20 protein-coding genes and 2 pseudogenes are annotated in these 23450 nt (G+C 70.7%); 11 read left to right on the forward strand and 11 right to left on the reverse strand.

The features are described from left to right. Nucleotides 1-2: 2 nt before the first annotated feature. The 5 genes from ACGFI8_RS17335 to ACGFI8_RS17355 all read left to right on the forward strand — a co-directional run bounded on the left by ACGFI8_RS17335 (nt 3) and on the right by ACGFI8_RS17355 (nt 5817). On the forward strand, nt 3-2696 hold the full coding sequence (locus tag ACGFI8_RS17335; RefSeq protein ID WP_392805777.1) for an ATP-binding cassette domain-containing protein: 2694 nt from the start codon (nt 3-5) through the stop codon (nt 2694-2696). Next, entirely contained in the window at nt 2693-3400 is a 708-nt protein-coding gene (locus ACGFI8_RS17340; RefSeq protein WP_392805780.1) for an ABC transporter ATP-binding protein, read from the forward strand. Before ACGFI8_RS17335 ends, ACGFI8_RS17340 begins: the two co-directional genes overlap by 4 nt. A 104-nt stretch (nt 3401-3504) precedes the next feature. After that, on the forward strand, nt 3505-4467 hold the full coding sequence (locus tag ACGFI8_RS17345) for an alpha/beta fold hydrolase (protein WP_392805783.1): 963 nt from the start codon (nt 3505-3507) through the stop codon (nt 4465-4467). 37 nt (nt 4468-4504) lie between these two features. Beyond that, nucleotides 4505-4834 (forward strand): hypothetical protein, encoded by a 330-nt coding sequence (locus ACGFI8_RS17350; RefSeq protein ID WP_392805786.1) that lies wholly within the window; start codon nt 4505-4507, stop codon nt 4832-4834. Continuing rightward, nucleotides 4831-5817 carry an amidohydrolase family protein gene (locus ACGFI8_RS17355; RefSeq protein WP_392805788.1) on the forward strand — a complete coding sequence of 329 codons (987 nt, stop codon included), beginning with the start codon at nt 4831-4833 and terminating at the stop codon, nt 5815-5817. Before ACGFI8_RS17350 ends, ACGFI8_RS17355 begins: the two co-directional genes overlap by 4 nt. A gap of 43 nt (nt 5818-5860) precedes the next feature. Here ACGFI8_RS17355 and ACGFI8_RS17360 read toward each other — a convergent pair whose 3' ends face one another. After that, on the reverse strand, nt 5861-7051 hold the full coding sequence (locus ACGFI8_RS17360; protein WP_392805790.1) for an NAD(P)/FAD-dependent oxidoreductase: 1191 nt from the start codon (nt 7049-7051) through the stop codon (nt 5861-5863). Then, complete coding sequence (locus tag ACGFI8_RS17365; protein ID WP_392805793.1) at nt 7048-7851, reverse strand: IclR family transcriptional regulator; 804 nt, start codon at nt 7849-7851, stop codon at nt 7048-7050. Before ACGFI8_RS17365 ends, ACGFI8_RS17360 begins: the two co-directional genes overlap by 4 nt. Nucleotides 7852-7978: 127 nt before the next feature. On the opposite strand from ACGFI8_RS17365, the gene ACGFI8_RS17370 reads away from it, so the two are divergent. Continuing rightward, the gene (locus ACGFI8_RS17370; protein ID WP_392805796.1) at nt 7979-8281 is read left to right on the forward strand and encodes a VOC family protein; all 303 of its coding nucleotides are present in this window, start codon (nt 7979-7981) and stop codon (nt 8279-8281) included. A gap of 219 nt (nt 8282-8500) precedes the next feature. Here ACGFI8_RS17370 and dmpG read toward each other — a convergent pair whose 3' ends face one another. The 5 genes and pseudogenes from dmpG to ACGFI8_RS17395 all read right to left on the reverse strand — a co-directional run bounded on the left by dmpG (nt 8501) and on the right by ACGFI8_RS17395 (nt 13498). Further along, on the reverse strand, nt 8501-9508 hold the full coding sequence (gene dmpG / locus ACGFI8_RS17375; protein WP_392805798.1) for a 4-hydroxy-2-oxovalerate aldolase: 1008 nt from the start codon (nt 9506-9508) through the stop codon (nt 8501-8503). After that, entirely contained in the window at nt 9505-10458 is a 954-nt protein-coding gene (locus ACGFI8_RS17380) for an acetaldehyde dehydrogenase (acetylating) (protein WP_392805801.1), read from the reverse strand. The genes dmpG and ACGFI8_RS17380 overlap by 4 nt, the downstream gene beginning before the upstream one ends. Nucleotides 10459-10490: 32 nt before the next feature. Beyond that, complete coding sequence (locus ACGFI8_RS17385; RefSeq protein WP_392805803.1) at nt 10491-11300, reverse strand: 2-keto-4-pentenoate hydratase; 810 nt, start codon at nt 11298-11300, stop codon at nt 10491-10493. 347 nt (nt 11301-11647) lie between these two features. Beyond that, nucleotides 11648-11788 (reverse strand): annotated as a pseudogene (locus ACGFI8_RS17390) (IS6 family transposase); the annotation flags it as partial. Between the two features lie 90 nt (nt 11789-11878). Next, nucleotides 11879-13498, reverse strand: a complete 1620-nt coding sequence (locus tag ACGFI8_RS17395; protein ID WP_392805806.1) for an AMP-binding protein — start codon at nt 13496-13498, stop codon at nt 11879-11881. A 3-nt stretch (nt 13499-13501) separates the two neighbouring features. Between ACGFI8_RS17395 and ACGFI8_RS17400 the strand changes: the two genes are divergently transcribed. Continuing rightward, complete coding sequence (locus tag ACGFI8_RS17400; protein WP_392805808.1) at nt 13502-14758, forward strand: acyl-CoA dehydrogenase family protein; 1257 nt, start codon at nt 13502-13504, stop codon at nt 14756-14758. Nucleotides 14759-14789: 31 nt separating this feature from the next. Further along, nucleotides 14790-15980, forward strand: a complete 1191-nt coding sequence (locus ACGFI8_RS17405; RefSeq protein WP_392805810.1) for an acyl-CoA dehydrogenase family protein — start codon at nt 14790-14792, stop codon at nt 15978-15980. Nucleotides 15981-16008: 28 nt separating this feature from the next. On the opposite strand, the gene ACGFI8_RS17410 is transcribed toward ACGFI8_RS17405, so the two are convergent. After that, a complete protein-coding gene (locus ACGFI8_RS17410; RefSeq protein WP_392805813.1) occupies nt 16009-18339 on the reverse strand; it encodes a CoA transferase in 2331 nt (776 codons plus the stop codon). Nucleotides 18340-18604: 265 nt separating this feature from the next. On the opposite strand from ACGFI8_RS17410, the pseudogene ACGFI8_RS17415 reads away from it, so the two are divergent. Further along, nucleotides 18605-18848, forward strand: a pseudogene (locus ACGFI8_RS17415) (transposase); the annotation flags it as partial. A 37-nt stretch (nt 18849-18885) separates the two neighbouring features. Here the strand turns inward: ACGFI8_RS17415 and ACGFI8_RS17420 are convergent. Both ACGFI8_RS17420 and ACGFI8_RS17425 read right to left on the reverse strand, forming a co-directional pair. Continuing rightward, nucleotides 18886-20610, reverse strand: a complete 1725-nt coding sequence (locus ACGFI8_RS17420; protein WP_392805816.1) for an MFS transporter — start codon at nt 20608-20610, stop codon at nt 18886-18888. A 26-nt stretch (nt 20611-20636) separates the two neighbouring features. Further along, the gene (locus ACGFI8_RS17425) at nt 20637-21071 is read right to left on the reverse strand and encodes a MarR family winged helix-turn-helix transcriptional regulator (protein ID WP_392805818.1); all 435 of its coding nucleotides are present in this window, start codon (nt 21069-21071) and stop codon (nt 20637-20639) included. A gap of 342 nt (nt 21072-21413) precedes the next feature. Between ACGFI8_RS17425 and ACGFI8_RS17430 the strand changes: the two genes are divergently transcribed. Next, entirely contained in the window at nt 21414-21611 is a 198-nt protein-coding gene (locus ACGFI8_RS17430; RefSeq protein ID WP_392805821.1) for a hypothetical protein, read from the forward strand. Between the two features lie 187 nt (nt 21612-21798). Here ACGFI8_RS17430 and ACGFI8_RS17435 read toward each other — a convergent pair whose 3' ends face one another. After that, nucleotides 21799-22731 carry an oxidoreductase gene (locus ACGFI8_RS17435; protein WP_392805824.1) on the reverse strand — a complete coding sequence of 311 codons (933 nt, stop codon included), beginning with the start codon at nt 22729-22731 and terminating at the stop codon, nt 21799-21801. 86 nt (nt 22732-22817) lie between these two features. Here ACGFI8_RS17435 and ACGFI8_RS17440 point away from each other — a divergent pair, with 86 nt between their 5' ends. Continuing rightward, on the forward strand, nt 22818-23402 hold the full coding sequence (locus tag ACGFI8_RS17440; RefSeq protein WP_392805827.1) for a TetR/AcrR family transcriptional regulator: 585 nt from the start codon (nt 22818-22820) through the stop codon (nt 23400-23402). Nucleotides 23403-23450: the final 48 nt, after the last annotated feature.

Below are 23450 nucleotides of genomic sequence, written 5' to 3' on the forward strand. Positions count from 1 at the left end.
CCGTGGAAGTCGTGAACCTCGTTGTACTCGGCCTGTGCGCCGGTGCGATGATCAGCCTGTCGGCCCAGGGCGTAGTGGTCGTCTTCCGGGGCTCGGGCGTGCTCAACCTCGCGCATGCGGCCATCGGCAGCCTCGGCGCGTTCGTGTACTGGGAGCTCGACGTCAACCACTCGCTGCCGTTCCCGGTCGCGGTCATGGCCGCGACGGTGGTCGCAGCGCTGGCCGGGCTGGTGGTGTACACACTGGTGATCCGGCCGCTGCACGGGGCGTCGACGCTGACGAAGTTGGTCGCGACGCTCGCCGTGCTCGTCGTCGTCCAGTCGGCGCTGCAGCTCGGGTACGGTTCCGACCAGCGCATCGTGCCCAACCCGCTGCCGGACGGCAACGTGGCGCTCGGCGGGCTCGCCGTCCGCGGCGACAAGCTCATCCTCCTCGCGGTCTCGGTCGTGGTCACCGTCGCCCTGGTGCTCGTCTACCGGCGGACCCGGTTCGGGCTCGCCACCACGGCCACCGCCGAGAACGCCCGCGGCGCGGCGGCGCTGGGCATGTCGCCCGGCTTCGTCGGCGCGGCCAACTGGTGCGCCGGCGCGGGCATCGCCGGCTTCGCGAGCGCGATGATGGCGCCCGCACTGCAGGTGCAGCTGGCCAGCCAGCTGGGCCTCGTCGTGCCCGTCCTCGCCGCCGCGCTGATGGGCAGCATGCGCTCGTTCGGCTGGACCTTCGCCGGCGGCGCCGTCATCGGCATCGCGCAGGCGCTCGTCGGCCGCTACATCCACACGCCCGGCTGGGGTGACGCGGTGCCCCTCGCCATCATCATCGCGGTCATGGTCGCGCGCAGCACCGGCCTGCCGAGCCGGCCGCAACCGCGCGAGACCAGACCCCGGGTCGGGTCCGGAACGATCCGACCCCTGCTTGTGGTGATCTCGGCGCTGCTGGTGTTCGTCCTGCTCAACTGGGTGCTCCCGGTCGAGTACGTCGACGCCGTCACGCTGACGCTCTGTGTCGGGCTGATCCTGCTGTCCAGCGTGGTGGTCACCGGCTACGCCGGCCAGCTGTCGCTGTGCCAGTTCGCGCTCGCCGGGGTGGGCGCGGTGACCGCTGGGCTCCTCGTCAGCGAGCTCGGCCTGCCCTTCCTGCTGGCCCTGGTTCTGGGCGTCGTGCTGGCCTTCCCGTTCGCGCTGCTGATCGGTGCGCCGGCGCTGCGCACGCGGGGCATCACGTTCGCCATCACGACCCTGGGCATCGCCTCGGCGCTGCAGGGCGTGCTGTTCCTCAACAGCCGATATACCGGCGGCAGCTACGTCACCGTGCCGGTACCCGCCGTCTTCGGCTGGCAGCTTGACACCTTCCTGCACCCAAGCCGGTACGCCACGTTCGCGCTCGTGCTCGTGGTGCTGGCCAGCCTGATGGTGGCCAACCTGCGGCGCAGCCAGACCGGCCGGAGACTGCTCGCCATGCGGTCCAACGAGCGCGCCGCCGCTGCCGTGGGCATCAACGTCTACGGGGCCAAGCTCTACGCGTTCGCGCTGTCCGGGTCGATCGCGGCGCTGGGCGGCATCCTGCTGGTCTTCCGGCAGACCAGCCTGAGCTATGTGGCCCAGTTCCAGCCGATCCAGTCCATCAACGGCGTGCTCTACTCCGTGGTCGGCGGCGTGGGCTACGTGCTCGGGCCGCTGACGGGCTCCCTCGGCCAGCCCGCGAGCATCATCCCGACCATCTTCCACGGACAGGGCGACACCTTCGCGCTCTGGCTGAGCCTCGTGCTCGGGCTCGGCACGATCAAGCTCATGCAGGACGCCCCCGACGGCCTGGTGGGGCTCGTCCGGCAGCACCTCGGCCGACTCGTCTTCCGGAGGCGGCCGTCGGGCGCGGGCGCCCTCGCCGCCCGCGACGAGGTACCGCTCAGGGTCGCGCCCCGCGCCCTGCAGGTCCGTGACCTCGACGTGCGCTACGGCGGGGTGACGGCGGTCAGCCGGTTCAGCTGCACCGTGGAGCCCGGCACCATCCTGGGCATCATCGGGCCGAACGGTGCCGGCAAGACCTCGCTGGTCGAGGCGGTGACGGGGTACACCACGCCGGCCCGGGGCACGGTCCGGCTCGGCGACGTCACGCTGGACGGGTCGAGCGCCCACGCGCGTGCGCGCGCCGGGCTGGGCCGCACGTTCCAGAGCCTGGAGCTCTTCGACGACCTGACCGTCGGCGAGAACCTGCTGCTGGCATCGGGCGGCCACCGGTTCTCGTCCCTCGCCACCGACCTGGTCCATCCCCGCAAGGTGGCCTTCAGCGATGCGGCCCGGGCCGCGATCCACGAGTTCGGGCTCGAGCGGGACCTCGACCGGCTCCCGGACGAGCTGTCCTACGGCCGGCGGCGCCTGGTGGCGATCGCCCGCAGCGTGGCCGCGGGGCCGTCGGTGCTGTGCCTGGACGAGCCGGCGGCCGGCCTGTCGGGCGTGGAGCGCGGCGAGCTGGCCGAGCTGCTGCGCCGGCTCGCCCGGGACTGGGGCATCGCGATCATCCTGATCGAGCACGACGTCGACCTCGTCATGTCGGTGTGTGACCACATCACCGCCATCGACTTCGGGCGGACCATCGCCAGCGGTACGCCGGCCGAGGTGCGCTCGGACCCCCTGGTCCTGGCCGCCTATCTTGGCGCCGAGGAGCCGACCGCCGCCGAAGGTGTAGAGGTGACGTCATGAGGACCCCGGTTGCCGGAACTGCCGTGCTCGAGTGCCGGGGGCTGACCGCCGGCTACGGCGGCGTCCCGGTCGTGCAGGACGTCGACATCTGCGTCGCGGCCGGTGAGGTGGTGGTCCTGCTCGGGCCGAACGGCGCGGGCAAGACCACGACGCTGCTGACCGTGGCCGGTGACCTGCCGCGCATCGGCGGTGAGATCCTCTTCGACGGCGAGAGCCGGAGACTCCCGCTGTACCAGCGCGCCCGTCGCGGACTCGCCTTCATCACCGAGGAGCGGTCCGCCTTCATGTCGCTCACGGTGCGGGAGAACCTCCGGCTCGGCCGGGGCGGGGTGGACGCGGCCCTCGACCTCGTGCCCGAGCTCGCCCCGCTCCTGGACCGGCGGGTCGGGCTGCTGTCCGGCGGGGAGCAGCAGATGCTCACCGTCGGCCGGGCGCTGGCCGCCCGTCCGGCGGTGCTGCTCGCCGACGAGCTGTCGCTGGGTCTGGCGCCCAAGATCCTGGACCGCCTGCTCGGGCTCGTCCGCCGGGCCGCCGACGACGGCGTTGGCGTCCTGATGGTCGAGCAGCAGGCGCGCAAGGCGCTGCGCATCTGCGACCGGGGCTACGTGCTGAGCAAGGGGCGGGTCTCGATGGAGGGCGGAGCCGAGGACCTCCTGCGGCGCCTGCCGGAGATCGAGGCGGCCTACCTGTCGGCCCGAACGTAGGTTCCATCAGGCGAAAAGGCCAGGTTGTCGCGCCGGTGCCGAGGGAGCAGCCTGTTGGGGACGCGGCCGGGCACGCGTCGTTGAACGTGGAGAAGGGAGCAGAGATGGCGTTGACCGACGAAGGCATCATCAAGGTTCCGGGCCTGCTGAGCCGTTGGGTCCAGCTGGGCGACGGCCAGCGGGCGCACTACATGACCGCCGGCGAGACGGGCCCGGCGGTGATCCTCCTGCACGGAGGCATTCCGGGATCCTCCGGGGTGGCCGGCTGGCGGCTCATGGCGCCGCTGCTCGCGGCGCAGGGTTTCCGGGTGTACTGCCCGGATCAGCCCGGTTTCGGGCTGTCTGACAACCGTCGGCAGTACTGGCCGGTCAATGGCCCGTACACGCACGTCGACTTCATCAACCGGTTCGCCGACGCGCTCTGCCTGGACGAGTTCCACATCTCCGGCAACTCGATGGGGTGCATCAACACCTCGCACTACGTCGTGCGGTACCCGCATCGGGTCAAGAGCTTTGTCCTGATCGCCGGCCCGGTCGGTGACCTGGTCAGGTTCGAAGCGCAGAAGCAGCTGAAGGCCAAGGTCGGCTGGGAGAAGGGCGACCGGGAGACGATGCGGGTGATGATGCGCTCCATCATCCATCACGAGGAGGCGATCACGGAGGACCTGCTCGAGATGCGGATGCTCGCCGCGGACAACCACAAGGAGGGCTGGGAGGCCTGGCAGCGGGTCAACAACTTCGGCGAGGTGGACCCGGACGTCGCCCTGGCGCTGTCGACCAAGGGCAAGCTCGACCGGACGACGATACCCGGCATCTGCCTGTACGGCATGAACGACGCGATCCTGCCCGCCGAGGAGCTTGGCTTCCAGGTCGAGGACGCCTTGCCCAATGTGCAGTTCTTCTATCCTGAGGACTGTGGCCATCAGGGCCAGACCGACCAGCCGGAGCTCTTCGCCGAGGTCTTCACGGAGTTCTTCGCCACCGGCCGGGTGTCGAGGGCAACCGCGGACAAGGCCGGCGTGTCGAAGCGCCGCCCCGAGATTCCTACGCTGGTTGAGCAGGTCTGACCGCCGGTCCGTCCGGGACCGCGGGTTTGTCGAGAGGGTGAGTATGCAGCTCCTCAAGCACGATCCTGACGGGCCGCACAAGCTGGTCCGGGTCGAGACGATGGGGTGTGCGGTCAATGTGCTCGTCGGCCTCCACGACGAGAACGGCACCCCGGTGATCGCCGTCGAGGTCGAGCCGGCCATCCCCGACGAGGACGGCCGCGTGTGGGAGGCCGCCACCCCGAGCGTCGTCCTCGTGCGGTGCCTCGGCCGGCAGGGCGAGCCGGCGCCGGCCGTGACGGCGGGCGTGGCGGACGAACGCCACCTGGCGAGGCTGCACGAGCTGCTCGGGTCGCCGGGCGAGCCCCGGGAGTTCGTCAACCCATGACGACGTCACGGCCGCGGCTGCCGCCGGGGGCCCGCGTCGACGTGCACACGCACGTCGTGCCGCCGCTCCCGCCGGCGCCCGGCGCCGCCTTCCCGGTGTTCGAGGAGGACGGCACGGCCGGCCGGCTCAGCGTTGCCGGGCGGGTCGTGCGAACGGTGCCGCCCGAGGCATGGTCGATGGATCGGCGCATCCTCGAGCTGGACCGGCGCGGCATCGACCATCACGTGCTCTCGCCGCTTCCTTCGCTGGTGGCGCTCGCGGGAACGGCGCAAGAGGCCGGCCCGTGGACCGATCGGCTGAACGAGTCCATCGCCGAGCTGGTCGCCCCGCACCGCGACCGGTTCAGCGGCATGGGGGCGGTCGCCCAGGCGCACCCGGAGCTGATGGCCGGCCAGGTGGAGCGGGCCCACGAGGCCGGCCTGGTGGGGGTCCTCATCGGCACCGATCTGGGCGGTCGCGAGCTCGACCACCCCGGGCTCGGCGACTTCTTCGAGGCGGTCGAGCGTCTGGGCATGCTCGTGTTCGTCCACCCGATCGCCACCACCCTGGACGACGCGGTGGGCGAGCGGATCACCGGCGCCGAGATGCGCTTCGGCCTGGGGATGACCACCGAAACCGCGATCGCGGCGTCGAAGCTGGTCTTCGGTGGCGTGCTCGAACGGCATCCCCGGCTGCGCGTGGTGCTCGCCCACGGTGGCGGCGCGTTCTTCTGGGCGCTGTCCCGGGCGCGGCGGCTGATGTCGCCCGGCGATCTCGAGGCGCTGCAGAGGCGCCTTTCGCAGGTGTACGTCGACAGCGTCCTCTACGACGTGCGCAACCTGCGGTACGTCCTCGACATCGCCGGCGGCTCGCACGTGCTGTTCGGCACCGACTACCCGCTGCCGGCCGAGGACGTCACGACCCTCGAGCGGCTCGACGAACTGGCCCCGGACGAGGCCGCCGCGGTGCGGGGCGGCAACGCCCGGGCCCTGCTCGGCTGTTGACCCCGCCGTCCACGCCTCCGCCTGAGCAGGCCGGGTCGCCGGCTCAGGCGGAGGCGAGCTGCTCCCGGACGAAGTCGGCGGCCGCCGCCCGCTGCTGGATCGCCTTGCGGGCCCGCACCGCAATCCGCGGGGCGTCGATGGCAAGGACAGCGGTGAGGACACCGTCGCGGGACCAGGCCGCGGCGGACAGCACGCCGTTGGCCTCGACGAGCTGGACGTTGTCGCCTGCAGCGGAGCGGCCCACCACCTGCAGCCGCCGGCCGAACTGGTCGGACCACACGTACGGCACGGCCGCAGCCGTGACGGCGTCGCCGGTGATGCCGCCGGCGACCACGTCGGCGTGCTCGTTGGCGTTGGTCCAGTGCTCGATGCGTACCTCGCGTCCCAGCCCGGGGTGGGGCCACGCGGCGACGTCCCCGGCGGCGTACACATTGGGCGTGGAGACCGAGCGCAGCTGCGCGTCGCAGCGTACGCCGTCGGACACCGCGACCCCGGAGCCCTCCAGCCATGCGGTGGCCGGGGCGACCCCGACGCCGAGGAGGACCAGGTCGGCGTCGACCCGGCTGCCGTCGGAGAGGGCGATCGACTCGACGTGGCCGTTGCCGTGGGCCGCGACGACCGAGACGCCGGTGCGGACCGCGACGCCGCAGTCCTGGACGATTCGGCTGAGCGCAGTGCCGACCTGGCCGCCCAGGCTGAGGGCGAAGGGCGCCGGCTCACGCTCGATCATCGTCACGTCGAGGCCGCGCTCGCGGGCGGCGGAGGCGAACTCCGCGCCGATGAACCCGCCACCGACGACGACCACGCGTGGCGTCCGGTCGAGCGCCCGGCGCAGCGCCCGCGCGTCGTCCAGGGTGCGCAGGCAATGGACGCCGCCGAGATCGGCGCCGGGGACGGCCAGCCGCCGGGCGGTGGCGCCGGTGGCGACGACCAGGGTCTCGTAGGGGACCGTGTCGCCGCCGGCCAGTGCGACCCGCCGACGGGCCGGGTCGAGGCCGGTCGCGCGCCGTCCCAGCAGGAGCTCGATGCCGAGCCCCTCCAACTCGCCGTCGGCGGTGAGGTACGGTGCTGACGCGTCGGGCGCCGCCATGAACTCCTTGCTCAGGGGCGGCCGGTCGTAGGGCCGCTCCCGCTCGTCGCCGATGAGGGTGATCGGCTCGTCGTACCCCCGGCGCCGCAGCGCCTGCACCGTGCGCAGGCCGCTCAGCGACGCCCCGACGACCACGACGCTCACGAGGTCAGCGTCCGTCCGATGCCGGTCGCCGCTCGCATCAGCTCGCGCAGGGCGCCCGTGGAGACGGTCGACGTGACCGGGATGGTCATCGAGACGGCGGCGACCGCACGCGACCGGGAGTCCAGGATGGGAGCCGCGAAGCACTGGGCCGCGATGCTCGACCCCGCCTGGTCCACCGCGTAACCGTGCGCGCGCACGTGGTGGATCTGATCCTGCAGCACTCGAGTGTCCACGACGGTGTACGGCGTCAGCCGCGGGACCGGGTTGGCCAGCGCGGAGTCCCGTTCGTCGGGTGGCGTGTACGCCAGCAGGGCCTTCCCGAGGGCCGTGCAGAGGGCGGGGACCCGGCCGCCCACCCGGCTGGGCAGCGGGACCGCCGCGTGGCCGTAGATCTTCTCGATGTACAGGACGTCGGATCCGTCGAGCACCGCCAGGTGGACGGTCGCGTCGGTCGCCTTGTACAGGTCGACCATGAACGGCATAGCGTTCTCGCGCAGGCTTCGTGGCCGCGTGTCGGCGGTGAGGTTGCCGAGCTCGAAGATCGACCGGCCGAGCATGTAACGCCCGTCCCGCTTCTCGACGAACCCGTGCTCGACGAGCACCGCGAGCAGCCGGTGCGCGGTGCTCTTGGACACCTCGGCACGCTCGGCGATCTGTGAGACGCCCAGCAGGACGCCGGAGCCCCGGAACGAGTTCAGGATCTGCAGCGACTTGCCGACGCTCGACAGGGAGCCGCCTTCCGGGAAGCTCGCCGGGGGATGCGGATGGACGTCGAGCTTGAGGGCGAGAGTCTGTGTCATGACATCCCTGTTTCGGTCTGATGACGGTTACAATGCCCAACATAGCCGTCAACACGTGCGTTGAAAATACCTGGACGGTTCGTTCATTGCCCTGCCCGGGTGGTGTCAACACGTACGTTGATAGGGAGTGGCGAATGAAGCTCAACCACATCGGCGTCACCGTGCCGGCCTCGAGCTGTTCACGTTCATCGACCCGCCGACCGAGCCGGTCCCCGAGCCTTTCGGCTACTGGCGCACCGGCATCAGCCACCTCAGCCTCACGATCGAGGACCTTGACGCAACCCTCGCCCGCGTCGTGGTCGCTGGCGGCGCGCCGCGCACCGCGATCCACGAGATCCGTCCGGGCCGGCGGATGTGTTACTGCCAGGACCCCTGGGGCACCCAGCTGGAGCTGGTCAGCCTGCCGTACCCCGCTCTTGTGGAACCCTGACACGGGTGCCCGCAAAGCAACGCGGCCGCGCTCGCACCGTCGGGCAAGCGGGTCGTCGATCTCACCTCGGCATCCGCCGGAGCGTTCATCGTGCCTGCGTTGGACCCCCCGACGCGCACCTCGGCGCAGCGAACCTCTGCTGTCGAGGGTGCAGCGTGATCAGCCTGCGTCAAGGCTTGCGACGGTCACGATCCTGCCTGTGGCGCGCTGCCACCCTGTTCAGCCGGTGGCCAGGGTGATCGCGATATCGATGATCATGTCCTCCTGGCCGCCGACGAGCTGGCGTGCGCCGCATTCCATGAGGATGTCCCGGACGTCGACCCCATATTGGCGGGAGGCGGTTTCGGCATGGCGGAGGAACGAGGAGTAGACGCCGGCGTAGCCCAGTGTCAGGGTCTCGCGGTCGACTCGCACCGGGCGGTCCTGCAGCTGCCGGACGATGTCGTCGGCGGCGTCCTGCAGCTTGAACAGGTCGCACCCGTGCTTGATGTCGGACAGGTTGGCGACCGCGATGAACGCCTCGATGGGGCAGTTGCCCGCGCCCGCTCCGTGCCCGGCGAGGGACGCATCGACCCGGTAGACCCCGTTCTCGACGGCGACGACCGAGTTCGCGACTGAGAGTGAGAGGTTCTCGTGTGCGTGGATGCCGATCTGCGTGGTTGGGTCGAGCACGTCGCGGTAGGCCCGCACCCGCGCCACGACGTCGTTCATCGTGAGCCGGCCGCCGGAGTCGGTGATGTAGACGCAGTGGGCGCCGTACGACTCCATCAGCTTCGCCTGCCTGGCCAGCTCCTCGGGCGGTGCCATGTGCGACAGCATGAGGAAGCCGGCGACGTCCATCCCGATCTCGCGGGCCGCGGCGATGTGCTGGGCCGAGATGTCGGCCTCGGTGCAGTGGGTCGCCACCCGGACCGAGCGGACGCCGAGGTCCCACGCGGTCTTGAGTTCGTGGATCGTGCCTACGCCGGGCAGCAGCAGTGTGGTCAGGCGGGCGTTGCGGAGCACGTCGGCGGCCGCTTCAATCCACGCCCAGTCGGTGTGGGACCCGGGCCCGTAGTTGAGCGAAGAGCCGGCCAGCCCGTCTCCGTGGGCGACCTCGATTGCATCGACGCCGGCGGCGTCGAGCGCGGTCACAATGCGTCGCACGTCGTCGGTGCTGATGCGGTGGCGGACGGCGTGCATTCCGTCGCGGAGCGTGACGTCCTGGACGAAGATCGCGGTGCTCACGCGGTGGTCTCCTGGTCATGGCGAGCGGCGATCCGCTCGGCCACCTGCAGGCCTGCGGAGGTCATGATGTCGAGGTTGCCGGCATAGGCCGGGAGGTAGTGCGCGGCGCCCTCGACCTCGAGGAACACTGATACCTGGTGGGTCGGTCGCTTCGCGCCGGGCTCGAGGAGGGTCTCGACCGGCTGGTCATCCGGGATCTTGGAAATCTGCACCTGCTGCTTGAGCCGGTAACCAGGCACGTAGGCCGCCACGTCGGCAACCATCTTCTCGACCGAGCGCCGGATCTCATTGTGGAGCTTCTCGTCGGAGGCGTCGACCAGAGCGAAGACCGTGTCCCGCATGATCAGCGGCGGCTCGGCGGGGTTGAGGATGATGATCGCCTTCCCGCGTCGCGCCCCGCCGACCTCCACGATCGCAGCCGAGGTGGTCTCGGTGAACTCGTCGATGTTGGCCCGGGTGCCTGGACCGGCGCTCTTCGAGGCGATCGAGGCGACGATCTCGGCGTACGGCACGGGGGCGACCCGGCTGATGGCCGCGACGACCGGAATGGTCGCCTGGCCGCCGCAAGTCACCATGTTGACGTTCGGTGCGTCGAGGTGCTCCGCGAGATTGACCGCGGGAACGACATAGGGTCCGATCGCGGCCGGTGTGAGGTCGATGAGTCGCTTGCCCAGCGGCTGAAGTTTGCTGGCATTGTGCTCGTGCGCCTTGGCCGAGGTCGCGTCGAAGATGATCTCGATGTCGTGGAACTCGGGGAGTGCGATGAGTCCGTCGACGCCCTCGGGCGTGGTGGCGAATCCGAACCGCCGTGCCCTCGCGAGCCCGTCGGAGTCGGGGTCGATGCCGACCATCGCGCCCATCTCCAGGTGTCGGCTGGTCCGCATCACCTTGATCATCAGGTCCGTCCCGATGTTACCGGACCCGATGATGGCGACCTTCGTCTTGCGCATGACTGTCCTCACTGGCTGGTGTGCTCGCAGCCCTACTGGCTGAACGTGACCGAGACCTTGCCGAGTTCCGTGATCGTGGCGGTGACGGAGTCGCCGGGTCGCACGGGCCGCATCGGTCCCAAAGCTCCGGAGAGGACGAGCTGTCCCGCTCGCAGCGGCTCGCCGAGCTCGCGGGCCTGACGCGCCAGCCAGACGACCGCGTCGATCGGGTCGCCCAGGCAGGCCGTGCCGTTGCCGGTGCAGACCATCTCGCCGTTGACGGTCATCTGCATCTCGACCGACCTGGGCTCGACCTGGTCGAGCTTTTTGCGTAGAGGGCCCAGGACGTACGCCCCGGCCGAAGCGTTGTCGGCGACGGTGTCGCCGAAGGTGATGTCCCAGTCCTGGATACGGCTGCCGCAGATCTCGAGTGCGGGTGAGGCGTAGTCGATGGCGGCCCGTACATGAGTGGCGTCGAGCGGGCCGTCGGCCAGGTCTTCCCTGAGCATGAACGCAATCTCAGCCTCGACGCGAGGCTGTAGCACGGCACCGTAGGGCACAGTGTCGCCACCGACGTAGGCCATGTCGTCGAAGAGCAGGCCGAAATCCGGACGGTCCACACCGAGCTGTTGCTGGACCGCCTCGGAGGTCAGCCCGATCTTGCGGCCGACGATGGTGGCGCCGGCGGCAACGCGTTCGGCGGCCAGCTGCCGCTGCACGGCGTAGGCCGCGACGACGTCGTCGTGCCCGATCAGGTCCCGCACGGGCCGGGTGGGCCGGCTGTCCGCGGCCGCGGCCCGTAGGCGGTCGACAGCGGCGGCGACGGCAGCCACGTCGACGCGATTCGAGAGCGCCTCACTCATGGGCACAAGGTTCGAGTGTTTCGACAACGGCCGCAATCAGAGCGTTCCACTGGACGGCACGTTGAGCGCCATGGCCGCCGAAGCCGCCGACCTGGATAGGGCGCTGGGCAAGGCCCGGACATCAGGTCGCGGCGATGTTCAATGACGGGTATGGACTGGTTCGTGCCGTTCGCCGTGATGTACCGTTCGTGCTCGTGTTCCTGGTGGCGCCGATCCCCGCAGGGTCCGGCCACTGTGGACAGAACTCTGCGGGCTCATGCGCGAACGCGGCCACCTCGTCGGGCACCAGGCTGACGCACTGGCCGCCGTCGACATCGCGCGTGAACCGCTGCACCCACTGGTAGACGGTGACCGACCTCGCCCCCACGTTCGACCAGCAGCTCCTCAACGTCGCGATACGAGAGGTTGAAGCGCAGATACCAGCGGACCGCGACCACGATCACCTCGGTCGGGACCCGAAACCCGGCGAACGCCGAAGTTGGAGGCAACTACGGGCGAGAGCGGGTCGATGGCTTCACTGCTCAAGCCTGCCTCGATCTTGCCAGCGCTCAATGCAACAGTGCCTCCCCGATAGGGAATCAGCGGACGTCGACCCGTCGGCCACCGATCGTGATGAGGCCGGTCCTGCGAACGTCGAAGCCGTAGACCACCCGGTCCCAGGTGCGCTCGGACCCGCCGCGATCGCGGAGCTCCTGCTTCTTGACCTTGGCCGAGGCCGTGCGGGGGAACTCGTCGATGATCTCGAAATACCGGGGAACCATGTAGTGCGCCAGCCGGTCGGTGCAGAATTGCAGGAGATCCACGAAGTCCATGCGTGCCGGCTCCTTGACGATGAGCCATGCCTTCACCTCGTCCTCGGACTCGACGCCGGAGCGTTCCGCGACGATGGCGACGTCGGTGATGCCCGGATAGGTGCGGATGACCGACTCGACCTCGTAGCTGGAGATGTTCTGGCCCCGCCGGCGGATGACGTCCTTGAGCCGATCGACGTAGTAGAAGGTGCCGTCGGCATCTCGGCACAGCAGGTCGCCGGTGTGGAACCAGCCGTTGCGCCAGGCGTGTGCGGTCGTCTCGGGGTTGTCCACGTACTCGGTGGTGATCAGCCAGGGCTTACTGCTGCGGATGACAGCCTCGCCTGGCTGCCCGGTGGGGACCTCGACGTCGTGTTCGTCGACGAGCCGGACGTCCCACCCTGGCCGCAGTCGTCCGATCGAGCCCGGGGGCAGGCCGTCGCCCGGGCGGGCCGCGATGGGACAGGACGTCTCGGTCGAGCCATAGCCGATGGCGAGGTGTTCGATGCCGAATTTCGCCGCGAACCCGGTCGGGTCGGGCGGCAGCGGCACCGTGACGACGACGCGCAGCCGGTGTGTCCGTTCTGCGCCGCGCGGCGGCTGGGCATCCAGGTACGTAATCATGGTGCTGTACAGCTGGCTCACCGTCGCTCCCGTGTCACGGGCGACTTCCCAGTAGTGATCCAGTGCGGGCCGTGACCGCACGGTGATCCGGGTGAGATTGCCGACGGACGCGTGCAGGAAGTATAGGGCGCTGACGTGCACCATTGGGATGTCGGAGAGGTAGGTGTCCGGTGCGCCGATGTCCCACAGCGAGAAGTTCACCTGGCCGCTGTCCATGCTCTGCGCATAGGTAACTCGGACAAGCTTGGACGGCCCGGTCGAGCCCGACGTGAGCGCGAGGCTGATCGGCTCCCACGGTTCGATCGGCCGGTCCAGCACGGGAGTCGTCGCGTCTGAGCCGACGATCTCGGCCGGATCGAGCAGCAGAGCGGCCGGCGCGGGGAGGTCCCCGGTGGCCGCGTCGTCCATGGCGTCGATCAGATGCGGGCGGAACTGTGACGTTGTCACGACGACGGCCGGCTTGGCCTGGCGCATCAGCCGGCGCACCATCGGGCCGCGGTAGGCCGTGTTGAACGGGACGACGGGTGCGCCGAGCATCGCCGCGCCCCACCAGGTCCGCAGGTACGCCGGGCCGTTCGGCAGTGCCGCGGCGACGGCGCGGTCGCGGGTAGCGCCAGCGCGGCTGAGCTCATTGGCGCTCGCGCATGCCTCGCGTAGCGCCTCGGCTCTGGTCCAGCTGGAGCCGTCCTCGAAAACCACGCAGGTCTGGTCGGGCGCGACGCGGGCGGCCCGCTCGAGCTGATAGCGGAGCACAACGCCGTCGCGGTCCAGTACATCCAGCATGCCATGGCCCTCCTCAGCGATACGGTACGCAGACTGGTCGCGATCGGGCTATGCGGGCGTTCCACGCGGCAGAACCGGGTCCGTACCGCAGAACGCCGTGCTGGCACGGTGCATCCCCACGCGCCTAGCCTCCCCCTCGGTTCCCACCGAAGGGTTGTCCAGATGATCAATTTGTCCGCTTCTGCAGAAGACGCCGAACTTTCGGAGCTGGCGCGTTCGGTCGGGGTGAAGGTGCTGGAGCCGGCTGCCCGTGCCGCTGAGATCGGTGGGCGCTACCCCGAGGACGTGTGGGCGAAGCTCGCGGCGACGGGACTCGCCGGCGGCTACCTCGACGGCGGCGCCGACTCGATTCCCACGGCGGCTGCGCACGTCCGGATCGTCGAGAGCCTCGCGTACGGTGATGGCGGGCTGACCATGGCCGCGGTCTGGTCGGGTGCCGCCGAGCTGCTGCTAGCCGCACATGGTTCCGCCGAGCAGATCGAGGCTGCGCGCGGCGCGGGACGTCCGTCGCTCGCGCTCTACGAAGGCTTTGGTCGAGCTCCGGGCGAGTACCGCACCACGATCGTGACCGTGCCGGCGGGCGTCCGCGTCGTCGGGACCAAGGTGGCCGTGGCATTCGGCGACGAGGCCGACCCCCTGGTCGTCGTCGGGCAGGACCCGGACACCGGCGGGCTGCGTGCTGTAGTCACGCGGGTCAGCACCCCCGGTGTGGATGCCGCCGCGCCCGTTGGCCCACTCGCGCTCGGGGCCGGCCGGCTCACCGAGGTTCGCTTCGACGCCACGATCGACGCCTCCGCCCTGGTCGGCGGCACGGAGATCGCGCCCGCCGCCCTGCTGAGCAGCGTGCAACGGATCCGGCTGCTGCTCGCCGCCGCGCTCGTCGGCACCGGCCAGCACGCTGTGGACTACGCCGCCCAGTACGCGACCGAGCGGATCGCATTCGGCAAGCCGATCGCCGGTTTCCAGGGCGTGTCCTTCCCGCTGGCCGAGGCGCACATGCGACTGGACCAGTCCAGGCTGGAGGTCGGCTTGGCCGCCGAGGCTCTGGACGCCGGTGCCGGCCCCGTCAACGGCGCCGTCGACCTCGCGGTGAGTTACGCCTCGACAGCCGCGACGGAGGCGACGCGTACTGCCGTTCAGACCCTGGGCGGCCACGGGTTCATGGTCGACCACCCTGTCGAGCGCTGGTACCGCACAGCTACAGCGCTGTCGGCGATCGACTTCGACGCGGCGCTTTCACCGTTCACCCCTGCCGTGTAGGCACGGCTCTTACAGGAGGAACACCACAGTCATGACGCTCTCCATGGAAGTCAGTCCAGAGCTCGCGAAGTACGGCCAGCAGCTCGAGGAGTGGGCCGTGGCCGTCGGCCGTCTGTATGCGCGGGAGGCCGACACCCGCCACGCCCGTCCCGACAACTGGTCCGAGATCCTGGACACCTGTCCGGTACCGCTCGGCCGGGCGGGCAAGGGAGAGGCCGACGCGTTGCCGCGCGTCCCGGACGGCGAGTGGATCCGCGCACTCGTCTTTCACGAGAGCCTGAACTACGGCGACCCGTGGATGTACGGGTCGGTCGGCAATGGCATCGGGCACTTGGTGGTCGAGGCGATGGGTACGCCCGAGCAGATCGAGCGCTGGTACGACCCGGTGGTGCGGGACGGCACATGCACCGGCTTCGCGCTCACCGAACCGCAGTTCGGCTCGGATACCTCGTTGGTCGCTACCACGGCCCGGCGCGACGGCGACATGTGGGTCCTCAGCGGCGTGAAGCTGTACTGCAGTCAGGGCGCTATCGCGGACTATACGACGGTTTTCGCCACCACGGATCGCGACCAGGGGCCAGCCGCCATCAAGGCATTCGTGGTGCCCCGGGAGACCCGCGGCTACGTGGTGGTGAAGGAGAACGAGGAGAAGCTCGGCATGCGCAGCTGGATGACCTCGCAACTCGCGTTCGACGAGTGTGCCATCCCGTTGGAGAACATGCTTGGATGCGGTCCGGACGGCGAGGGGAGTCCGCGGCAGAGCGGACGCGGTGGCGCTCTGGCTGCTCTCAACAACAATCGTCCCAACATGGCGGCGATCGCCGTCGGGCTCGCCCGCGCCTCGCTGGACGTCGCCGGGCAGGAGCTGAAGAGTCGCAGCCTCGGGTTCACGCCGCAGCGGTGGGCGGCCGTGCAGCGCGAGCTGGCGCTGATGCGCACGGCGATCGACCGCGGCCGGCGCATGGCCTACCGCTCGCAGGACGCCGTCCAGCGCGGTCGGCCGGACCGCGCAATTTCGGCCATGGGCAAGGCCTATGCGCCCGAAACCGCCGAGCGCGTCATCCGCCGGTGCATGCAGTTGCTGGGTCCGGACGGCACGAGCCAGGACCTGCTGATCGAGAAATGGTGGCGGGACTGCAAGATTCTCGACATCTTCGAGGGAACCGGCCAGATCCAGCGTCTCCTCATCGCGCGCGGCCTGATGGGACGGGCCGCAGGATGACCAAGCGAACAGTGCGGGAACGGCGCCGTCACGAGGCTGCCTCGGGCAGAGGGAGACCGAACGGCGACTGCGCGATCACCTTCTCGGCGCGCAGCTGGGCGATGAACTCCGGGTCGGTGAATCCGAGGTCGCGCAGCAGTTCCTCGTTGTCCTGGCCGAACAGTGGTGCGTGCGGCAGCGGCGGGATACCGGGCTGGACCGACAGCCGGGCGGCGGGAGCGATGTAGCTGATCCGACCCGCCACGGGGTGCGCGCTCTCGTAGACGCGCTGGCGCGACAGCAGCTGGGGATGCGTGATGAGGTCCGCGCCGGTCGTCACGACGGCGGCCGGCAGGCCCAGCCCGCGGAGCCGCTCGACCGCATCGGCGGACCGCGTGCCGGCGCAGTAGTCGCGCAGCGCGTCGCTGACCGATGCCGAGCCGGTGCCGAGGGTTGCCGTCACCAGAGGCCACCGGTCCTGCGTGGGCACGGACACCGCCAGCCACGCACTGTCCGCGCACCGGTAGACGTCCTGGTGATGGATCCCGTCGACGACGTTACCGGAGCGTGCGCTCGGCTGCGGCCCGCCGGCGTTGACCACGGCCTTGGCGCTGAGCTGCGAGGCGACGTCGCACAGCGCCATCTCGATCGTGTGGCCTTGCCCTTTCCGGGCACGGTGACGCAGCGCCGCCAGCACGGCGAGGGTGCCATAGGCCGCTGCGGCCGGGTCGATGATCGTACCGCTGAGGAGGGGTGCGCCGTCCGGGTAACCGGTCAAGTCGGCGATGCCGCACATCGCGTTGGCCGTATAGGTGAAGCCGGCCCGTTCGCTCCACGGCCCGGTCAGGCCCCAGGCGGGCATACGCATCACGACCGCGTCGGGTCTGATCGCGTGGATCCCGGCGAAATCCAGGCCGCGTGCCGTCAGCGTGCGGGGCGCGTAGTTCTCCACGACGACGTCACTCGTTGCGATCAGTCGACGCAGGATCTCGAGGCCGTGCGGCGAGCTGAGGTCGACCGTGATGTCGCGCTTGCCGATGTTCGGCGCGAGGAACGCCGAGCTGCGCTCCCACGTCTGCGGCGCCGCTGGCGGACCGCCATTGAACCGGATCAGATCCGGGCGGGACGGTGATTCGATCTTGATTACCTCGGCGCCGAGCAACGCGAGGTATTGCGTGACCAGCGGTCCGGCCTGGAACAAGCCGAGCTCGACCACCCGCAGGCCGGCCAGGGGACGCTCCGGAGTGGCCCGCGGGGTCATCGGCCGGGATTCGCCGCGCGGCGCTGCGCGGCGACTGTGCTCGCCGACGGCCGGCGCCGGCTGCGGGGTCCAGTCGTCGGCGCCGTCGATCCGGAAGGGCGGGCGCGGCTGGTCGAAGCCGCCGGCGGCGTTGTGCACGTAGCTGCCACGCGACGCGAACGGCGGCAGGTTGGCCGCCGAGCGCGCGGTGGCGACGTGTGTGACCGGCACGCGAAACTCCACGCCGAGGGCGAGCAGCTCCTCGACGGTGTGCTTCGTAGTGAACCGTCGGACCATCTGGGTGAGCTCGTCGTTGTGGCGGAACCGTTCGTTGGCCAGGTTGAACCGCGGATCGTCGAGCTCGGAGAGCCCGGACATCCTCTTGAATGCCGTCCACTGGTCGGGCGTGACGGCGACAATGCACACCCATCCGTCGGACGCGGGTTCGATGCCGGGCACCGGGTTCGCGGGAGCGACGAACGGCGAGTGGCCCTCGATCTGGTCGTACATCCACGGGTACTGGATCAGGTTGGCCAGCGACTCCAAGCGCGAGACGTCAACGTCGATCGCCATACCGCCGGCGTCCGTGGACAGCAGCGCGTGCAGCGCGCCCACTGCGGTGTTGACGCCGGCACACAGTTCGCCGAGCGGGACGCCCACCATCACCGGAGGCCGGTCCCCGTGCGGGTGGACGGCGACCAGGCCCGCGCCCGCCTGCAGCGTCAGCTCGCTCGCCGGGTTGTGCGCGTACGGCCCCGTCGACCCGAAGTCCGTCGTCAGCACGACGACCAGCGCGGGGCTGCGTGCGCGTAGCGCTCGCATGGCCTCGGCGACGCGCGGATCGTCGCACACGACCAGGTCGACCGTCGTCACGTCGATGTCCGCCAGGCCAACCGGCGCCGCCGGGCTCTCGTTGACGACCGACTGCTTGCCGGCGTCCAGGTAGGCGGCGTAGGCAGGGTCGTCCACCCGGCGCGGATCACCTGCAGGGGCCTCGACCTTGACGACCGTCGCGCCGAGGTCGGCGAGCAGCCTCCCGCAGTACGCGGTCGACAGGCGGGAGCCGATCTCCAGCACGGTGAGGTCGCTCAGCAGCGCGTCGGCGCGTACGGCCGCTTCGGCGGCGGTGTTGGCATGCACCTGCCGAGTGTGTGCCGATCCGGTATGCCCGACCAGGCCGAGGTTCCGGCTCGCGGAATCGCCCAAGCCCAGGCCTCATGGAGCCGGCGGTGGTCGCGCCGATGGAGCGCCGGCGCTGCCCGATGGCGACCCCTGCCGGAAACCGCGAGGTCGCAGAGTTCGACCAGGGCGGGGCCCGGCCGGCTGACCAACTCGGCCATCGCATGCCCGAGCGGCACCGTCCGCGCAGAGGTGCCCCCGTTGCGGCCTCTCCGGCGAACTCGCAGTCGAAGCCCGCCACCGCGGCCACGCCCGCGTCGAAGACCGGATCCGGACCGGCAAGGACACCGGCTTCGGCCGGTTCCCCTCCCGGGTCTTCGCCATCAAACGCCGCCTGGCTCCAACTCGTCCTCACCGGCATCGACCTGCTCGCCTGGACCCAGATGCTGCTCCTGCACGGCGACCTCGCCGCCGCCGAACCCAAGAGACTGCGCTACCGGCTGCTGCACGTCGCCGCCCGGCTCACCCGCGCCCTGGCCACGGACGAGCCGGTCGGACCGCTGCGGGTCAGCGCAGCGCCGGCTGCCGGTCCGCGGTGTCGTGGGCGGCCTCCGGCGGGACGACCAGCACGCGGCAGCCGGCCTCGGCGATGACCCGCTGGCTGGCGCTGCCGTCGAGCAGGTGGGCGACGCCGTTGTGCGACGGGCTGCCGATCGCGATGAGCCGGGCGTGGACGGCGCGGGCGTGCTCGGCGATCATGCTGCCGGCGTGGCCGTGGTCGGCGACGCTGCGCAGGATGTGTCCGGACGCGGGCATCCCCTGGGCGGCCAGCTCGGCAAGCTGTGCCCGGACACGGTCGCGGGCCTGCTCAAAGCTCTCCCGGTCCACGGCGTCGTCGCCGACGACGGCGATCTCCTGGACGTGCAGCAGCTCCAGCGGCGCGTTCCAGCGGGTGGCCACCTCGACCGCGGCCGCGGTCACCGCCGCCGCGGCGGGGCCGGCGTCGACGGCGACGACGATCGGCGGGTTGCCGTTCGGCTCGCCGGTCCGGCCGACCGGGATGAGCTCGCCGACGGCCAGGTCGGACGGCTCGGCGGCCGCCTCGTCCGCCTTCGCCTCGGCCTCGCTGAGGATCTTGTGGCCGGTGGCCAGGACGGCGATGGCGATGAGGAACGCCCCGGCGCCGGCGTAGAACGGCACGTGGATGTTGAAGTGGTCGGCGAGCTTGCCCGCGGCGAAGGGGGCGAGGCCGCCGCCGATGAAGCGCACGAAGCCGTACGAGGCGGAGGCGACCGGCCGCGGCACCGGGGCGACGGTCATGACGGCCTGCGTCGTCAGGGTGTTGTTGATGCCGATGAAGGCGCCGCAGACGATGACGGCGACGATGACGGTCTTGGGGGAGTTGGTGAACGCCCCGATGACGGTCATGACGACGGCGAGCAGAAACAGGTTGGCGTACAGCGTCGAGGCGGTCCCGAAGCGGCGCTGCAGCCGCGGGGCGACGGCGACGCTGAAGATGGCGACGAGCAGGCCCCAGCCGGCGAAGACGAGCCCGAGCTTGTGCTCGGTCAGGTGCATCGGGTACGGCGCGTACCCGAGCATGGTGAAGAAGCCCCAGTTGTAGAACACGGCCGTCAGGCTCATGATCAGCAGCCCGCGGTGTCGTAGCGCGGCGATCGGCGCGGCGATGGAGGTCCGCTGGGCGGGCCTCGGAGTCTTGGGCACCAGCACGATGGTGGCGATGAGCGCGATGAACATCAGCACGCTGACGCCGTAGAACGGCCCGCGCCAGCTGATCCCGCCGAGCTCGCCGCCGAGCAGTGGGCCGACGGCGATGCCGATGCCCAGCGCCGTCTCGTACAGGATGATCGCCCCGGCGAAGCCGCCGCTGGCCGACGCGACGATGACCGCCAGGGAGGTGGCGATGAACAGCGCGTTGCCCAGGCCCCAGCCGGCCCGGAAGCCGACGATGCCGCCGATGGTGTCCGAGGTGCCGGCCAGGGCGGCGAACACCACGATGAGCACCAGGCCGGCGATGAGGGTGCGCTTCGGGCCGATGAGGCTGGACACCAGGTTGGTAATGAGCATCGCGACCGCGGTGACCAGCAGGTAGCTGGTGAACAGCAGCGACACCTGGCTGGGCGAGGCGTGCAGCTTCACCGACAGGGCGGGCAGGATCGGGTCGACCAGGCCGATGCCCATGAACGACACGACGCAGGCGAACGCGACCGCCCACACCGCCTTCGGCTGTCGGAACGGGCTGGCCGTCGTGCGGCTGTGTTGATGGCTCATGCGGAGGTACTCCTGGGTTCGGTGTGTTACGCGGTGGCCAGTCGGTCCAGGGCGGGCAGCGCGGCGGCGAGCGCGGCGCGGTCGTCGGCGCTGAGGCGGCCGGTCAGGCTGTCCAGCAGGCGGGCCCGAGCGTCGCGGCGGCGGCGCAGCAGATCGGCGCCCGCCGGGGTGAGGTGCACCATGACGACCCGGGCGTCGTCGGCCCATGAGCGCCGCTCCGCATAGCCGTCGTGCTCCAGGCGCGACACCAGCTGGGTCATCGCCGGCTGGGTGATGCCCTCCCGCGTCGCCAGATCCGAGACGCGGCAGGGTCCGTGCACGTCCAAGGTGCGCAGGGTCGCGGCCGTCGTCGGTGAGACGTCATCGGCGGGCGTCAGCCGCCGGAGCAGGGCGACGACCCGCTCGAGGCTGTTCGCCAGCGCCGCGCCGTCGACGGTCGAGGCTGGGGGGATCCTGGACACACCATTTCTATATCATGTACTTATATTAGTGCGTTATGTTTTTGGCGGTGACGAGCCTCTCAGGACCGGAACTTCGGCAAGCTGCTCGCGGCGGCCTCGCCTTCACCGTCGGCCAGCGCCCGCGTTGTCGTACAGCGTCGGTTCAGTCGTGCTCGCGCCGCTGGAATTCGGAGGCCCGGTCGCCGAAGACCGAGGCGTCCGTCTCCCACGAGAGGCGGTCGAGGCCGTCGCCGGGCCGCTCGCAGGATGTCCTTCGCGTGGAGTGCGGCCCTCAACGTTTGCGCCGCCGCTTCCGGGGAATCCAATTTCGCGCACAAATTGCCAAAGAACGGGAGGGCTGCCATGGCAGAGCGGGTGTACGAGCGGACCGCGGCCGAGGCCAAGGCGGACCCCTTGCCGACGCGGCTGGAGTGGCAGCGGGCCGCGGATCGCAACCCGGACGACTTCGACCCGGACGAGGAGGGTCCGCCGATGATCAACCCGGCCACCGGGCTGGAGTACGGCGAGATCGACAACACGCCGCGGCTGCGGCAGGCCTGACCGGCCGCTTCCGGCTCAGGCGGTGACCTCCACGGGGGCGCGACGGTGCGCCAGTTGCCGGCCTACTCGCGGTGGACCCGCGCAGCCCCGGCCAGCCGGTCCGGGCGAGCGCGACGGTGAGCAGCGCACCGCCGACGGCTCCGGGACCGGCTGGAAGAAGGAGGCTACGGACGTCCCCCGAGCGACGTCAGTGGCGGGGCAGGGCCGGTGTGATGTCGACCCCGGTCAGCTCCGCGGACCGCGACCACAGACGCGTCGCCAGGTGGCGGTCGGTGGCGGCGCCGGAGAATGTCTCGAATGTCGGACGGGCCCGGCGCAACGGCCGGCCTGGGCCGATGTGGCGGCCCGTGGGTGCGGCGGTCTCGGTGGCGGCATAGAGGATCGGCGTCACGGCGTCGTCGATCGGGCGCCGCAGGACGAGTCCGAGCAACGTACCGACCACGCGGGCCGAGGGCGGTGCGCTGCGGTCCAGGTCGGTCTTCGCCATGCCGGGATGGGCGAGCAGGCTGCGCACCGGTGACCCGCCGGCGCGCAGGCGGCGGTCGAGTTCCAGGCCGAACAGGACGTTGGCGAGCTTGGAGGTGGCGTAGGCGCCGCCCGGCGAGTAGCTGCGTTCGGCGGCGAGGTCGTCCAGGTCGAGGCGGCCCATGCGGTACAGACCGGACGCGACGGTGACCACGGCTGGGTCGCGCCCGGCGGTCAGCCGGTCGAGGAGTAGGCCGGTGAGCGCGAAGTGCCCGAGGTGGTTGGTCGCGAGCTGGATCTCCACGCCCTGCGGGCTGAGTCGTCGGGGCACGGTCCCGATGCCACCGTTGTTGACGAGCACGTCGGGGGTGACGCCGTCGGCGTGCAGGCGGTCGGCGAAGCGGCGCACGGTGTCGAGGTCCAGCAGGTCGACGTGGCGGACCTCGAGGTCGGCCTTCGGGTGCACGGCCCGCAGTTGGCTGCGTACGCGGTCGCCCTTGCCGGTGTCGCGGACCGCCATGATCACCCGAGCGCCGCGTGCGGCGAGGTGGCGGGTGATCGCCACGCCAAGACCGCTGCTGGCGCCGGTGACGATGAGGGTGCGGCCGGTCTGGTCGCCGAGATCGTCGATGCTCCATGTGGTGGTGTCGGGCATGAGTGCTCCTGAGCCTTAAACGGATGACCTATCCGATTGAAGGGCGCTGGAAGCGGATTGTCAATCCGGTTCGGTAGACTGGTGCCGTGACCGCGACGCTTCGCGCCGACGCCGCCCGCAACCGTGACCGGTTGCTGGCCACGGCCCGCCTGATGGTGGCTGCGGGCGATCTGTCGCTGCAGCTCAACGACGTCGCTCGCCGGGCCGGGATGGGCGTCGGCACTGTCTACCGGCACTTCCCGACCCGCCGGGCGCTCGTCGAGGCCCTCGCCGACGGCACCTTCACCGCACTGCTCGACGACGCGCGTGCCGCGAGCCGGCACGACGACGCCTGGGCCGGCGTCGAGCTGCTGCTGCGGGCGCTGCTCACCCGGCAGCTGGCCGAGCCGTGCTTCGCCGAGGTCATCTCCACTGGGCCGGACCTGGACGCCAGCCCGGGCACCACCGCTCATCGCGACGAGTTCGGGCAGCTGGCCCGGACCGTGCTCGGGCGCGCCAGGCACGGTGGCGAGTTGCGACCCGGTCTCACCGACGAGGACCTGCGCCATCTGGTCTGCGGCATCGTCTTCGCACTGCGCATCGGCGACGAGCCGGGCGTCCGGGTCGACCGCTACCTGCAGGTGCTCCTCGACGGCATCCGCGCCACGGCGCCGGCGCGGCACAGCCGATAGCCGCAGCTGCCCGGGCAAATTCCAGGGTGACTTTCAGGCGACAACGAC

The sequence above is a fragment of the Dactylosporangium sp. NPDC048998 genome, from assembly GCF_043197855.1.
In the GTDB taxonomy this organism is placed as follows: Bacteria; Actinomycetota; Actinomycetes; order Mycobacteriales; family Micromonosporaceae; genus Dactylosporangium.